We start from the raw sequence: 15208 nt of genomic DNA, 5'->3' as shown, positions 1-15208 counted from the left end.
CCCTTCCCATCCCGAACAGGACCGTGAAACAACTTTGCGCCGATGATAGTGCGGATTACCCGTGTGAAAGTAGGTCATCGCCAGGCTCTTATGCTCAGAACCCCTCAGCGCACTCCGCTGAGGGGTTTTGTTTTTTACGGCCGTCGTTATGGTCGTTATAGCCGTCGATAGGCCGCGAGCGGATTGCGTAGCATGCCGGCCATCGTCAGGCTCGAGGCCGGGTCGGCGAGGTTGACCATCTGCAGGTTATTGCGCAACTGCAGCCGGTTCAGGCATGAGTGCCTGAATTCGGGCTGAAAGAAATCATACCGATCGAACTTGTGGCGCAGCTCGGGATGCGCGGACTGATATTCGTACGCGGTAGCGGCAATCAGCTGCCAGAACTCCCGTTCACTGCAGACACCGTGCTCGACGAGCAGGTGATTCAAGTGGCGAAACACGCCGTCGAACACGTCGATAAACAGGCCGAGCAGCTTGTAATCCTCGGGCACATCGACCGCGAGTCGTGCGACGGCATTGGGCAAGATCGCATCCTTGTCGAGGATCGCGGACTCTTCGGCAATATCCTTCATGAATACGCGCGTAACGCGATGCTGCTCGAGCACCAGAATCAGGTTCTCGCAATGCGGCATGAACACGAGATCGTGCGCATAGAAGCAGTGCATCAGCGGTTCGAGATACGCGCGCAGATAGCTGCGCAACCAGGTGAGCGCCGGCATGCCCGAGCGACGGATCAACGCAGGTAGCAAAGCGTTGCCGGCTGGGTCCACATGCAGCAGCGCGGCCATCGTCATCAGTCGTTCCCCCTCCCTTAGCTTGCCGATCGGGCTTTCGCGCCAGAGTGCGGACAGCATTTTCTTGTATGGGCTATCGCTTTCGAGCGCCGCTTCGTAGTAGCGGTTGCGATAGCCGATCGAGGCAACCTCCCGCAGGATCGAGAAACCATAATCGCGCAGCGTGCCGTCCGCGGTGATCAGTCCGTGGAGATACGCGTTGATCGCCGGCGTTCCCGCCATGTAATGCGGCGATAGTCCTCGCATAAACCCCATGTTGAGCACCGAGAGCGACGTCTTGACGTAGCACTTCTCGGGGTGCGACGTGTTGAAGTACGTCCGCACCGACTGCTGGGCTGCATAGAGGTCGTCTCCATAACCGAGTGCGACGATATTGCGGTTTGCGACATCCGCGGCGAAAGCGATGCTGAGCTTGTTGAACCATTGCCACGGATGCACGGGCATGAACAGGTAGCGCGCCGGGTCGAGGTCCAGCTGCTGCAGCGTCTGGCGGTACGACGCCATGCGCGTGGCGCCGAGCTCGTGCGTCAGCAACTGGTCGTGGTCGAACTCGGGCAACGACGCGAAGTGCGCATGCTCGCGGTGCACCGCAAGCCAGATGATCGCGAAGCGCGAACCGGTTTCGGGCGCGTAGCTCCGGTACTCGTCCGCGTCGAACCCGAGGCGACCATTGTTGGCGACGAAACATGGATGGCCTTCGGTCATCGCCGCTTCGTAGACCTGATAGTCCTGCTCGACGAGTTCCTCCGCGGTGAGGTACGCGCGCGTGTGCTTGTAGGCCGCGCCGAACAGGGTGCTGCTGATCTCGTCGAGGTAGATCGGCAGCTTGTCGGCGGGAATGCCGAGCGTGCGCTTGAAGTCATTGACGAAGGTGAGCGCATCGAGGGGCTCGCCGATGTCGGGCAGGCGCTCGATCGACGTGGGATCGATGCGCCAGTGGTGCAGCGCCATGGTCTGCGCGCGGAAGCGGTAGTGGCGGTCGGCCGTGTCCGCATCGACGCGGTACGTGCGCCAGTTGCCGGCATCGGGCTTGCCGATTGGCGTGGGTGCGATGACGGACTCGTGTGCGAACTCCGCGAGGGCTTTGCGTACGAGCAACCGGTTGACTGTGGCCCAGACGCGCGGGTCGAGGTGATCGACGACGTGCTGCGGCGCGCGCGCGAGCCTGGCCTGCAGGGACACATCAGGTGGTGCATTCATGGGTAACGTCTCCAGAGAGGGATCGAACGAAGTCCGATCGGGTACAGAACGCCAGCCACGCGGTCTTGTGTGGCAGCAGGATCTGACGGTCATAGCGAAAGCCGACCGCGTGATTGAGGCGATGGACCTTTTCGTTGCGTGCGTCCGGTTCGACGATCACGCGCTGCGCGTCGAGCGTGTAGAGCGCGAAGGTCATGACGTGGCGCAGGATGTCGCGCGTGAAGTTGGCGATGCGCGCGACAGGTGGGCCGACCAGAAAGTGCATGCCGATGTCGCCCGGGTGCACCGCGTAGTGGCTGCCGATCGCATCGTGCGCGGGGTCGTAGAACTCGGCGATAAATGCCGGTTGTCCGTCGTACGTGCCGATGCGGGCGCAGCCGTGGCCCGCGGCGTGCTGATCGGCATAGAACTGCCGGGTAGCCGCGAGGGAGAGGTGCTGCATGTTCCAGTACCGCGCATAGTCCATGACGAACCACTGGTGCAACGTGGCGATGTCTTCATCAAGGCACAGGGGCCGGATCGAAAAGCGTGGATTGAGGGCCGCCCGCACCGGCGCGGGTGGCGCGTCGTGGAGGCAGGGGCTGGCGCACCAGCGGTCAGTTGGCATGCTCGGTCTGGCAAGAGGGGGCTGGCGACAGGCGCCGTCGCGTGGGGAAGATCAGGTGACTGGCCACCGCGGTGAGCAACAGGCCGGCTGCGGCGAGCAGGAATGGGCTCGTCATGCCGAGCTGCTCCACCACGTAGCCGGCGCAGAACGACGACAGTAGTACGCCGAGGTTCTGGAAGCCGTTGGCGATGCTGAAATCGCGCGCGTAGGCTTGCGGGGTGCTGATCCGGAACAACGTGACCTCGAGTTTGACGCTGACGCGGAACAACGCCCAGCCGTAGAGGCAGCGGCCAATCAGTATCGCTGTCGCCCACGGTGCCGCCTGCAGGACGAGTCCGACGCCGCCGAGTATCAGGTTGATCAGGGTGCCACTGAGGCCCGTTCGCTTCTGACGATCGAGCCATAGCGCCAGTAGCGCCATCAGGCCTGGAATCGCGAAGACCAGGCCCGTGAGCGTGCGATCGGCAATTCCCGTGGTGGTCTCCCAGTACACCGAGAAGAAGGGGCGGATCAGATAGGCACTGAAGTCGAACAGCAGCATCAGCACGCTGAGCCTGAGCACGCGCGGCAGGGTGCCGTGACGATGGCGCGACGACGAGGCCGTGCTGCCCAGCACACCGACGACCTTGCCGGCGCGTATCACGTGCAGGCACAACGCCATCTGCGCGAAGTCGCCGGCGGCCATGGCGAACAGGCAGGCATCGGCGCCGAATCGCTGCAGCAGCAGACCACCCGCCATCGCGCCGAAGATGCCGGCGAGGTGCACGACCACGGCGAGCAGCCCCACGGTGGCACTGTGGGTTTCCGCGCGTTCGACGCGCATCAGGTACGGAAACATCAGCAGGTAGCTGCTCTTGGTCATGAACATGAGCATCGTCACGGCCCAGAATGCGGCCACGGTTTCCGTCATGACGCTTGCCATCCCCAGCAGTCCCGCGAGGCCTTGCGTGACGAAGACCAGGTGCATGGTCTCGACGTGCCGTGCGACGCGCGCCCAGAGCGGCAACGTCACCATCACGGCGATGGAGATGGTGGCGATATAGGCGCCGACATGCACGGTGCTGGTAACGCCGTAGCGCATGGCGAAGAACTGCGGATAGAACGCGATGAGGATCGCGTCGCTGATCACGCCGCATGCGGACATGATGACGATGGCCAGGCGCAGGCTCATCGCGAGGAGGCGTCCAGCCGGTCGTCCTGTTCGACATGGAAACCAGCGCCATGCGCATCGGCGGGTGGCGTCACGGGCCGCGTTGCCGATGGCTCCATGCCGGTGGCTAGAGCGCCCATTCGCGTGAAGCCGCTGTCCGTGCGCGGCGCGAAATCCTGGAACGTGGTGCGCGCCTCGGCGCGATAGTGATCGACGCCGGTCAGTGCATGCAGCAGCCGTGCATTGCGATGGCAGGCGAGGCCGAGATCCGGATTGGTGATGCCGCCCTGAAAACCCGCGTTCTGCACGAAGATCTCGCTGCCTGCCAGATCGACCGCATAGTTGCTGCCCTGCACGTAGTGCCCTTGTGCGTCCCAGCGAATGCGTTCGCGAATGCCGCGCACGAACGGCGGGATGCGATGCGTGTAGCCGGTGGCCATGACGAGCCCATCGGTCAGGTGGCGATAGCGCTCGCCGAGTTCGTTATGGTGGAACGTGAGCGCAAACCGCTTGCCACTATCATCGACCGCGCAGGACGTCAGTCCCAGATTCGGCAGCAACTGCGTGCGCAGGCCCGGGCGATGACGCGTCTCGTCGAGGAGGTCGTAGATGCGATCGATCAGCGTCTTGTTAATGCCGCTGTAGACGGCACGTTGGCCTTCGGTGGCGCGCTGCTTCATGGCATCGCCAAGCCCATGGAAATGATCGATATAGGCGGGTAGCAACAACTCTAGCGTGAGCTTGGCCGTCTCCATCTGGAAGAAGCGCGGCGCGCGCGTGACCCAGTTGAGCGTATAGCCGTAGATATCGCACTCGCGCAGCAGGTCGTAGTACACCTCGGCGCCGCTCTGGCCGCTGCCGACGATGGTGATCACGCGTTGCTGCTGCAGCCAGGATTTATGCGCAAGATAGTGGGCGGTGTGCACGGGGCCGCGCGAGCCGGTGCGCAGGCCTTCGCAGCAGTCGGGCAGGCGCGGCTCGCTGCCGATGCCGATGACGAGCTGCCGCGTGCGATGGCGGAACGGCGTGCCGCTGTGCGTATCGACGCCGGTCACCACATAGCCGGGGATGGACGCGTCGTAGTGGATGTCAAGCACATTGCGTCGATACCGCACGTTGCGCAGTTGGGCGGCGGCCCACTTGCAGTAGCGGTCGTACTCCTGGCGCGTGAGGTAGTAGTTCTCGCGCACGTAGTACGTGTAGAGGCGTCCTTGCCGCTTGCAGAAGTTCAGGTAGCTAAAGCGGCTGGTGGGGTCGGCCAGCGACACCAGATCGGCGAGGAACGGGTTCTGCAGTGTGGTGCCATCGACGAGCATGCCGGTGTGCCAGCCGAAGGCTTCCTTCTTTTCCAGGAACAGGCTGCGCGTGCCCGGCAACGGATCGGCCAGGCAGGCGAGGCTCAGGTTGAACGGCCCGAGGCCGATGCCGATGAAGTCGTAAGGCGCTTCGTTGATCGAGGTGGTCATGATGGCTCGCGTGGTCAGGAGAATGAGAGCCGCGTATGTCGCGGCCGACATTCATCAAGACGAACGAGCGATCGGTTCCACCAATCCGAATTACGGAAGCGGGAGTGCGCCGAGCGCTTCGCGTGCATCCTGCAGGATGCAGCTCACCATGGCGGGCGAGATGCCGAGCCGCGTGGCGATGTTGCGTTGCGACTGGTCGTAGAAGTAATACTGCGTGAGTGCATCGCGCGTGCGTGGTGGCAGTGCGCGCATGGCATCGCGCAGACAACGCTCGCGTTCGCGCATGCTGGCGATGCGGTCCGGCGAGTTGGTGTCGAGCGGGGTATCCGCTTCAACGAAATCTGATGCGAATAAACGGCGCTCGAATTTCTGCCGCCGATACCCGTCGAGTGCGAGATTACGCACGACACGGCAGACGTAGCTCACTTCATGGAGCCATGGACCATCGGGAGTGTGGAAGAAGAGCTTGATGTAGGCGTCGTGTACGACGTCTTCCGCTTGCGACGCGCAGCCGAGAATGCGCGTGGCGATGTGCAGAAGCTGACGGCGGTGGCCGATGAAGATGTGTGCGATCGCTGCGTTGCCTGCTGGATGTCCAACATGAGTTGGCATGCGTGCTCCATGTGTCGGGCGATGGAGCGGGCAATGCTATGCCACCTTGCGCATGAAACCGCCGATGTCCTTGCCATCGGCGCGGCTAACCAGTGTGCGTGCCTAAATCAGATGTTAGTGCGCGGTGTTACCGCCGGTTCGATGGGCATCGCCGGACGTGTAAAAACTGCCGCGCAAGGTCTTCGTCGTATTGCCGTAACTCGCTGACGGGCTGCGATCAGCGATCGAACGCGATGTTCTGCGCGCGCAACCGGCGCATGCCGCTGTCGAGGTGCGCGCGTGCGCTGTCGGGGTCGCCGATACGCATCTGTTCGTAGGTGCGTTGCGCAATCTCGTGCGGGATGGATTTGAGTGCGCGGCCCGTGCTCATGGCCTTGAGTTGTACCTCGGCCGCGCGCTCCAGGTAGTAGAGATCGTCCCAGGCTTCGGCGATGGTCGGGCCGACCACCATCACGCCATGGTTCTTCAGGAACACGACATCGGCGGTGCCCATGGCTGCCGCAATGCGATCGCCTTCGGTCTCGTCGAGCGCGAGGCCGTTGTACTGCTCGTCGACAACGGTGCGGCCGTAGAACTTGAGCGCGGTCTGGCCCACCCATGCAAGCGGTGGGCCGTCGAGCAGCGCGAGCGCGGTGGCATTGGGCATGTGCGTGTGGAATGCCGCGCGCACGCGCGGCTGCGCGCGATGCAGCCGTGCGTGGATAAAGAACGCGGTGGCTTCCGGCTTGCCTTCGCCGGCGATGACGTTGCCGTCGTAATCGCAGATCAGCAGGTGCGAGGCGGTGATCTCGTCGAACGCGTAGCCAAACGGGTTCACCAGGAACAGATCGTCGTGGCCCGGCACCACCGCCGAGAAATGATTGCACACGCCTTCCTCGAAGCCGTGCTGCGCGGCGAGCCGGAAGCACGCGGCCAGTTCGATACGCGCCTGCTGCACGGCATCGGCGTCGAGGCCCGTGCGCGCGTGCATGCGCGAGGGGTTGGCGGAGGTCAGGGTGTGGGCCACGATGTGTTTTCCTTTTTTGATTACCAGTCGAGCGTTTTGAACAGGGTGGGGACCTCGTCGAGCGTACGCACGATCGCGTCCGGTGTGTAGTCGGGCAGCAGCTTGCGGCCGGTGCCGCGATCGACCCATACGCAGCGGAAGCCAATGTCGCGCGCCGCCGCGTGGTCGAGGTGGGGGCTCGCGCAGATATGCACGACGTCGTCCTTCGAGACACCGAGTTGCTCGTGAGCATAATCGAACAGGCGGCGATTGGGCTTGTAGGCACCGGCCTGCTGTGCGGTGATCACGCGGTCGATGTAGTGACCATTGCCGTCGGCGAGTTGCGCGACATTACCCGCGATGATGTCGTCGTCAGTGTTGGAAACGATGCAGGTACGGAAGCCCATCGCCTTGAGACGGCGCAGCGCGGGCACGACTTCGGGAAACGGCGGCATCGCCGAGATGCTCTGCGTCAGCACCGCGATATCGTCCGGCGCCGGTTCGAGGTCGAAGTCCTCGAGCGCGAGGCGCAACCCTTCGCCGGCCACCGTACGGAAATTGCGATGCGGTGGCAGTTGTTCGAGGCGATGCTCATGCCGGTCGTACACCTCGATCAGGCGTTCGGTATCGATGGATGCGGATGTGCCCTTGCTGTGCAGGATCGTGTCGACGGCTTTCCGCAAGCCTTCGTCCCACTGGATCAGCGTGCCGTAGCAGTCGAAGGTGAGCCAGTACGGGCGGTGTGTGTGTGGCAGGGACATGGTGAATCTCCGAGGGTCAGCGTTTGACTCGAAGCGTAAGCGGCGGCGCCTATATTGGAAAATTAAATTAAAATATGGACATCAGTTGATTATCAAATAAGAGAAGGATGCGTCATGTTCGACGATCTGGTGTTGTTGCGCACGCTGGTGTCGGTGGTAGACGAAGGCAGCTTTACGCGCGCCGGAGACCGCGTGCATCGTACGCAGTCGACGGTCAGCCAGCAGATTCGCAAGCTCGAGGAAGTGGTGGGGCGGCCGCTATTGGTGCGGGATCGTTCCGGGACGCAGGTCACGGCAACCGGGCACGGCGAGTTGCTGGCCCAGTACGCACGGCGTCTGCTGGCGTTGTCGCAGGAGGCCGCGGATGCGATGGCGAGCGATGGGCGAGTGTCGACGGTGCGAATCGGGGTGCCGGAAGACTTCGATGCGCGACGCATGTCGGCGATGTTGTCCGGCTTTGTGGCGGCGCGGCCCGAAGTCCGACTGGAAACCGTCGCCGGCATGAGTACCGATCTGCGACAGAAACTCGCGGGTGGGGAGATCGAGATTGCACTGGTCAAGCGCGAGCCGGGCAGCGGACCGAGCCTGGCTGCGTGGCCGGAGACATTGGTATGGGCGACGGGCGCCAACACCACCTGGGATCGGGATGAGAGTGGGGCGCAACCGGTGCCGCTCGCACTGTTCCCTCAGGGCTGCGTCTATCGGCAGCGCGCGATCCGTTGTCTCGACCAGGCACAACGACGCTGGCGCGCGGCGTTCGGCAGCCACAGCCTGACCGGGATTCAGGCGGCGGTGTCGTCCGGACTCGGCATTTCCGTATTGCCGACCACGGCGCTGTTGTCCGACCATCGCGTCTGCGAGGGCTTTCCGGAGCTCGCGCCGACCGAACTCGCGCTGCTGGCGGGGGATAGTGCCCTGAACAAGGGCCAGCGCTCGCTCGTCGACTTTCTGCGCGACGAGCTTGACCGGGGCGATCAGGGCAACCAAGGCCGTCAGTGACGCCCGCAGCGCATGCCGCGTGCCACACGTGGACTTTATTGATGAGCAGATTTGAACGATTTGTTCAGAAAATCCGGTGTCTCATGGATGATTGCGCGCCGCAAGCTGACGCGTAGCATGCATATGCGGTCATTTCGGCGGCTGCAACGACGTATTTCAACGAATTACACGCCAATTCCTCATAACCGAAGTTTTCCGCAAGCTGGTAGGATGGCGTGCTGCGAACATTTAGGCCAAGTGGAACATCTTTGGTCCAAGTGCCTCAAATGCTGCAGCGCCGCGAACAAGTGACCATCAGATTGGCCCGCCGGAGGGGGAGGGTCGATACGACATAGTCATTGAGGTCTTGTTCTGCGTGGCATACATTGCCGAAGGCGCATGCAACGGTAGCGGTGTCAGATACTGATGATGCCGCGCCGGCGCGAACTGCGAGTCGATGCCCACACCAGAACGGTGCACGAGCCTCGCGCATGGAACGGTAACACTCACAAGCCATGATCGAAGCCAATTTTTCTGAAAACGGGGAGCGGTTCGGCGCGCACCATGCGTGCCCGCGATGCGTACCACTCGAGGCCAGGGCACTGGCGAAAGCAGGGGTAATGGTCACGATCCGCTGATAGCCCGACCGTCATCGACCGGTCATGGGCATGGCTGTTGCTTCGTGCGGCAGCCATGCCCATGACTGGCTGCTCACTTGAAAGCGATGGGCCACGCTGCCCGCCCCAACCGTATTTGCGCGTAACCCCGTGCATGCGGTTCGGCACCGTGGACCACCCGCCTGGCGTATCGCACCAGGCTCCCCAATTCGATTCAGTTTCATCCTCGAGGAAATCGCTATGCAACCAATGCGCGCCAGGCGTGCTTTGATTCCGGCCATGTTGGGCATTGCCATCGCCGTGCTCAGCGCTTGTGGCAAGAAGGCCGAAGCTCCTGCACCCCAGACCCCGCAGGTTCAGGTCGTGACGCTCAAGCCGCAGTCGGTAACGCTGGAAACCCAGTTGCCCGGCCGGACCAATCCATACGCCATCGCGGAGGTGCGTCCCCAAGTGAACGGCATCATCCTCAAGCGGATGTTCAAGCAGGGTACGGACGTCAAGGCGGGACAGCAGCTGTACCAGATTGATCCGTCCACGTACGAGGCCACCTACAAGAATGCCGCCGCGACGCTTGAATCGTCGCGCCTGCTGGCGCAGCGCTACGGCCGGCTGGTCGGCGACGAAGCCGTCAGCAAGCAACAATACGCCGAGGCGCAGGCTTCCTACGAGCAGGCTCAGGCCGCGGTGGATCGCGCCAAGATCGACTTGAAATATACGAAGGTGCTGTCACCGATTACGGGCCGCATCAGCCGCGCGCTGGTGACCGAGGGCGCGCTCGTGACCAACGGCCAGACCACCGCGCTGGCCACGGTGCAGCAGCTCGACCCGATCTATGTGGACGTGACGCAGCCGTCGACGTCGCTGCTGCGACTGAAACGCGAACTGCAGGCCGGCCAGCTGGAGTCGGCAGGTGCGAACGCCGCCAAGGTCACGCTGTTCTTCGAAGACGGCACGTCCTATCCGGAACCGGGTCGCCTCGAATTCTCCGAAGTCTCGGTGGATGAAGGCACTGGCTCGGTGACGCTGCGCGCGGTGTTCCCGAACCCGCGTCATGACCTGCTGCCGGGCATGTTCGTGCATGCGCGCCTGCAGGAAGGCGTGCGCGCCAACGCGATTCTCGCGCCACAACGCGGCGTGACGCGCGACCTCAAGGGCACGGCGACCGCGCTCGTTGTCAATGACAAAGAGGAGGTGGAACTGCGTCAGCTCACCACCACGCGCACGATTGGCGACAACTGGCTGGTGACCGAAGGCCTGAAGGCTGGCGATCGCGTGATCGTCGAAGGCCTGCAGTTCGTGCGTCCGGGCGTCAAGGTCAAGGCCGTCGAAGCCTCGGCCACCGCGCCCGCTCCCGGCGGTGCATCCGCGCCTGCCGCAGCGTCCGCGCCCGCGGCCAAGTCGTGAGCGCGACCGCTAGCATAAGGATTCGCCATGTCTAACTTTTTTATCGAGCGGCCGATCTTCGCGTGGGTGATTGCGCTGGTGATCATGCTGGCTGGCGTGCTGTCGATTCGCGCGTTGCCGGTGAACCAGTACCCCGCGATCGCGCCGCCAACGATCGCCATCTCCGTGACCTACCCGGGTGCGTCCGCGCAGACCGTGCAGGATACGGTGGTGCAGGTGATCGAGCAGCAGTTGAACGGTCTTGACGGCCTGCGTTACATCTTCTCCGAATCGAACTCCGACGGCAGCATGACCATCACCGTCACGTTCGAGCAGGGGACCAACCCCGATATCGCGCAGGTGCAGGTGCAGAACAAGCTGCAGCTCGCCACGCCGCTGCTGCCGCAGGAGGTCCAGCAGCAGGGTATCCGCGTGACCAAGTCGGTGCGGAACTTCCTGGTGATCGTGGGTCTGGTGTCGACGGACAAGAGCACCACGCGTGAGGATCTGTCGAACTACATCGTGTCGTATCTGCAGGATCCGCTGTCGCGGACCTCGGGTGTGGGTGACTTCCAGGTGTTCGGCTCGCAGTACGCGATGCGTGTGTGGATCGACCCGACGAAGCTCAACAGCTTCCAGCTGACGCCGCTCGATGTGAGCAACGCAGTGCGTGCGCAGAACGTGCAGGTGGCTTCGGGCCAGCTGGGTGGCCTGCCTGCCATTCGTGGCCAGCAGCTCAACGCGACCATCATCGGCAAGACCCGTCTGCAGACCGCCGAGCAGTTTGGCGACATCCTGTTGAAGGTCAATACCGATGGTTCGCAGGTGCGGTTGCGTGACGTGGCCGATATCGGCCTGGGCGGTCAGGACTACACGATCAACGCGCAGTACAACGGCGCGCCGGCTTCCGGTATCGCCATTCGTCTGGCCACCGGCGCCAACGCGCTGAACACCGTCAAGGCGATTCACCAGACGCTGGGTCAGCTCGAAGGCTTTATGCCGCCGGGCATGAAGATCGTGTTCCCGTACGACACCACGCCGGTGATCGCGGACTCGATTCACGAGGTGATCAAGACCCTGCTCGAAGCCATCGTGCTGGTGTTCCTGGTGATGTACCTGTTCCTGCAGAACTTCCGTGCCACGCTGATCCCGACGATCGCGGTGCCGGTGGTGCTGCTGGGCACGTTCGGCGTGCTGGCCGCGTTCGGTTACTCGATCAATACGCTGACGATGTTCGGGATGGTGCTGGCCATCGGTCTGCTGGTTGACGATGCGATCGTGGTGGTGGAGAACGTCGAGCGGGTGATGGCCGAGGAGGGCCTGCCACCGAAGGAGGCGGCACGAAAATCGATGGGGCAGATCCAGGGGGCGCTGGTCGGTATTGCGCTCGTGCTGTCCGCGGTGTTCCTGCCAATGGCATTCTTCGGCGGCTCGACCGGCGTGATCTACCGGCAGTTCTCGATCACGATCGTGGCGTCGATGGTGCTGTCCGTGCTGGTGGCGTTGATTCTGACGCCGGCGCTGTGCGCGACGATGCTGAAGCCGATCGAGAAGGGCGACCACGGCGAGCACAAGAAGGGCTTCTTTGGCTGGTTCAACCGTGGCTTTATCAAGACGACGCAACGGTACGAGAGCGGTGTGAAGGGAATTCTGCGGCGCCGCATGCCGTTCCTGATCATCTATATCGCGATCGTCGCGGCGATGGCGTTCCTGTTCACGAAGATCCCGACCTCGTTCCTGCCGGAAGAAGACCAGGGCGTGCTCTACGCGCAGGTGCAGACGCCGCCGGGTTCCACGGCGGAGCGCACGCAGCAGGTGCTTGACCAGATGCGTGAGTATCTGCTGAAGGACGAAGGCGGGGTCGTGGAGTCGCTGTTCACGGTGAACGGCTTCAACTTCGCGGGCCGCGGCCAGAGTTCGGGTCTCGCATTCATTCTGCTCAAGCCGTTCAAGGAGCGTACGGGGGATGCCACGAGCGTGTTCGATCTGGCCAAGCGGGCACAGGCCAAGTTCTTCACGTTCCGCGATGCGCTGGCCTTTGCGTTCGCGCCACCCGCAGTGCAGGAACTTGGTAACGCCACCGGCTTCGACTTCTACATCCAGGATCAGGCCGGTCTCGGTCACGAGAAGCTGATGGAGGCGCGTAACAAGTTCCTGCAGCTCGCCTCGCAGAATCCGGCGATGCAGCGCGTGCGACCAAACGGGCTGAATGACGAGCCGCAGTATCTGCTCGACATCGACGACGAGAAGGCGCGCGCGCTGGGTATCTCGCTGGCCGACATCAACAGCACGGTGTCGATCGCGTGGGGTTCCAGCTACGTGAACGACTTTATCGATCGTGGTCGCGTGAAGCGTGTGTACGTGCAGGGCCGTCCGAACTCGCGTATGTCGCCGGAAGATCTGACCAAGTGGTTCATCCGCAATGGTCAGGGTGACATGGTGCCGTTCTCGGCGTTTGCGACGGGACACTGGGGCTACGGTTCGCCGAAGCTGCAGCGTTACAACGGTGTGCCGGCGGTGGAAATCCTCGGCGAGCCGGCAGCGGGCAAGAGTACCGGTGAGGCGATGAACGCGGTGGCGGAGATCATGAAGCAGATGCCGGCGGGTATCGGCTATTCGTGGACCGGTCTGTCGTACGAAGAGCGTCTGTCGGGAGCTCAGGCACCGGCACTGTATGCCCTGTCGCTGCTGGTGGTGTTCCTGTGTCTGGCGGCGCTGTACGAAAGCTGGTCGATTCCGTTCTCGGTGATGCTGGTGGTGCCTCTCGGCGTGGTTGGCGCACTGATGGCGACATTGCTGCGCGGCCTGTCCAATGACGTGTTCTTCCAGGTGGGTCTGCTGACAACAGTGGGCTTGTCCGCGAAGAACGCGATTCTGATCGTGGAATTCGCGAAGGAATTGCACGAGCAGGGCAAGGGGCTGGTCGAGTCCGCGATCGAGGCGTGCCGCATGCGTTTGCGGCCGATCATCATGACGTCGCTGGCGTTCGTGCTGGGCGTGTTCCCGCTGGCAGTGTCGACGGGTGCGGGCTCGGGTAGCCAGCACGCGATCGGTACCGGCGTGATCGGCGGCATGATCACCGCGACCGTGCTCGCGATCTTCTGGGTGCCGTTGTTCTTCGTCGCGGTGACGTCGCTGTTCAAGGGCCGCAGCAAGCCCAAGGATGACACTTCCCTCGAGAAGGGAGCCCTTTCATGAGAAAAACACTAGTTAGCCTTGCAGCCGGCGCCTTTCTGGCTGGCTGCAGCCTGATTCCGAAGTATGAGCAGCCGGCCGCGCCGGTGGATGCGGTCTATCCGACGGGTGATGCGTATCCCGCAGCCAATGGCAACAATACGGGCGGCGCGCAGGTGCCGTCGGCGGTCGAGCTTGGCTGGCGCGACTACTTCACCGACCCGCGGCTGCAGCGGCTGATCGAGGTCGCGTTGAAGAACAATCGCGATCTGCGGATCGCGGTGCTCAACATGGATGCATATCGCGCGCAGTACCGCATTCAGCGCGCGGAACTGTTCCCGGAGCTCGATGCGACCGGGCAGTACACGGCTCAGCGGGTACTGTCGCCGCTGTCGCAGTCAGGGCAGGGCATCGTCGGCAGGCAGTTTGGCGTGGCGCTTGGCGTTACCGCATGGGAGATCGATCTGTTCGGCCGCCTGCGCAGTCTGAACGAGGCCGCGCTGCAGACGTACTTCTCCAGCGCGGAGGCGCAGCGCAGCACCCATATCGCGCTGGTGGCCAACGTGGCCAATGCGTATCTGACGTTGCGCGCGGATCAGGAGCAGTTGAAGCTCACGCGCGATACGCTGGGGACGTATGAGCGGACGTTCAATCTGACGCGCCGCAGTTACGACGAGGGTATTTCGTCGCGACTCGATCTGCGTCAGGCGCAGACCAGTGTCGAGAATGCGCGGGCCACGCTGGCGCGTTATACGCGTCTGGTGGCGCAGGATGCGAATGCGCTGTCGCTGCTGATCGGTGCGTCGGTGCCGGGTGACCTGCCTGAGGGGCTGGCGCTCGACGACAAGCTGGTGGCGGAAGTGCCGGCGGGTTTGCCGTCGGATCTGCTGCGGAATCGGCCGGATATTCTGTCCGCCGAGTATCAGTTGAAGGCGGCCAATGCGGTCATTGGCGCGGCACGTGCGGCGTTTTTCCCGAGCATCAGTCTGACGGCGTCTGCTGGCACGGCCAGTCGGCAACTGTCGGGGCTGTTCGAGGGCGGGTCGGGTACGTGGCTGTTCAATCCGCAGATCAATGTGCCGATCTTCACGGCGGGCAGCCTGCAGGCCAGCCTCGACTACTCGCGGATCCAGAAGGACGTGACCGTGGCGCAGTACGAGCGCGCGATCCAGTCGGCGTTCCGCGAGGTGGCGGATGGGTTGGCGGCGCGGGGGACGTTCACCGAGCAGTTGCAGGCGCAGGTGCGATTGGTCGAGGCCAGCCAGGATTACTACAAGCTGGCGGATCAGCGGTATCGCACTGGCGTGGATAACTATCTGACGTTGCTCGATGCGCAGCGGCAGTTGTTCTCCGCGCAGCAGAACCTCATTACCGATCGCTTGAATCAGTTGACTGCTGAGGTCAATTTGTACAAGGCGTTGGGGGGTGGGTGGAATGAGACTGCTGCTGCCGCTGCTGGTGCGCCGGCGGGGTCTTGATGT

The 15208-nt window shown here is 63.1% G+C and carries 11 protein-coding genes and 1 rRNA gene; 5 read left to right on the top strand and 7 right to left on the bottom strand.

Features of this window, described 5'->3' with window-relative positions; translation table 11 throughout:
• Positions 1-86, top strand: a 5S ribosomal RNA gene (gene rrf / locus LDO41_RS34490); the annotation flags it as partial.
• Between the two features lie 69 nt (positions 87-155).
• Here rrf and LDO41_RS15385 read toward each other — a convergent pair.
• The 7 genes from LDO41_RS15385 to LDO41_RS15355 all read right to left on the bottom strand — a co-directional run bounded on the left by LDO41_RS15385 (position 156) and on the right by LDO41_RS15355 (position 7575).
• Positions 156-1994: an IucA/IucC family protein gene (locus LDO41_RS15385; protein ID WP_223989607.1), complete on the bottom strand. Its 1839-nt coding sequence runs from the start codon at positions 1992-1994 to the stop codon at positions 156-158.
• Entirely contained in the window at positions 1978-2601 is a 624-nt protein-coding gene (locus LDO41_RS15380) for a GNAT family N-acetyltransferase (protein ID WP_223989606.1), read from the bottom strand. The genes LDO41_RS15385 and LDO41_RS15380 overlap by 17 nt, the downstream gene beginning before the upstream one ends.
• The gene (locus tag LDO41_RS15375) at positions 2591-3772 is read right to left on the bottom strand and encodes an MFS transporter (protein ID WP_223989605.1); all 1182 of its coding nucleotides are present in this window, start codon (positions 3770-3772) and stop codon (positions 2591-2593) included. Before LDO41_RS15375 ends, LDO41_RS15380 begins: the two co-directional genes overlap by 11 nt.
• Positions 3769-5217, bottom strand: a complete 1449-nt coding sequence (locus LDO41_RS15370) for a lysine N(6)-hydroxylase/L-ornithine N(5)-oxygenase family protein (protein ID WP_223989604.1) — start codon at positions 5215-5217, stop codon at positions 3769-3771. Before LDO41_RS15370 ends, LDO41_RS15375 begins: the two co-directional genes overlap by 4 nt.
• 90 nt (positions 5218-5307) lie before the next feature.
• On the bottom strand, positions 5308-5829 hold the full coding sequence (locus tag LDO41_RS15365) for a sigma-70 family RNA polymerase sigma factor (protein WP_223989602.1): 522 nt from the start codon (positions 5827-5829) through the stop codon (positions 5308-5310).
• A gap of 217 nt (positions 5830-6046) precedes the next feature.
• Positions 6047-6835, bottom strand: coding sequence for an aldolase (locus tag LDO41_RS15360; RefSeq protein WP_223989600.1), 789 nt, complete (start codon positions 6833-6835; stop codon positions 6047-6049).
• Positions 6836-6855: 20 nt separating this feature from the next.
• A complete protein-coding gene (locus LDO41_RS15355; RefSeq protein ID WP_223989598.1) occupies positions 6856-7575 on the bottom strand; it encodes a haloacid dehalogenase type II in 720 nt (239 codons plus the stop codon).
• A gap of 114 nt (positions 7576-7689) precedes the next feature.
• On the opposite strand from LDO41_RS15355, the gene LDO41_RS15350 reads away from it, so the two are divergent.
• From LDO41_RS15350 to adeC, 4 genes are all read left to right on the top strand, one after another.
• Positions 7690-8574: a LysR substrate-binding domain-containing protein gene (locus LDO41_RS15350; RefSeq protein WP_223989595.1), complete on the top strand. Its 885-nt coding sequence runs from the start codon at positions 7690-7692 to the stop codon at positions 8572-8574.
• An 836-nt stretch (positions 8575-9410) separates the two neighbouring features.
• Positions 9411-10574, top strand: a complete 1164-nt coding sequence (locus LDO41_RS15345) for an efflux RND transporter periplasmic adaptor subunit (RefSeq protein ID WP_290370890.1) — start codon at positions 9411-9413, stop codon at positions 10572-10574.
• Positions 10575-10601: 27 nt separating this feature from the next.
• Positions 10602-13751: an efflux RND transporter permease subunit gene (locus tag LDO41_RS15340; RefSeq protein WP_223989593.1), complete on the top strand. Its 3150-nt coding sequence runs from the start codon at positions 10602-10604 to the stop codon at positions 13749-13751.
• Entirely contained in the window at positions 13748-15205 is a 1458-nt protein-coding gene (adeC, locus tag LDO41_RS15335; RefSeq protein ID WP_223989591.1) for an AdeC/AdeK/OprM family multidrug efflux complex outer membrane factor, read from the top strand. Before LDO41_RS15340 ends, adeC begins: the two co-directional genes overlap by 4 nt.
• Positions 15206-15208: the final 3 nt, after the last annotated feature.

Origin of the sequence: Cupriavidus pampae (assembly GCF_914271485.1) — a bacterium.
GTDB lineage: Bacteria > Pseudomonadota > Gammaproteobacteria > Burkholderiales > Burkholderiaceae > Cupriavidus > Cupriavidus pampae.
Note: the sequence above shows the minus strand (reverse complement) of the source record. Positions and strands in the feature narration are given on the sequence as shown.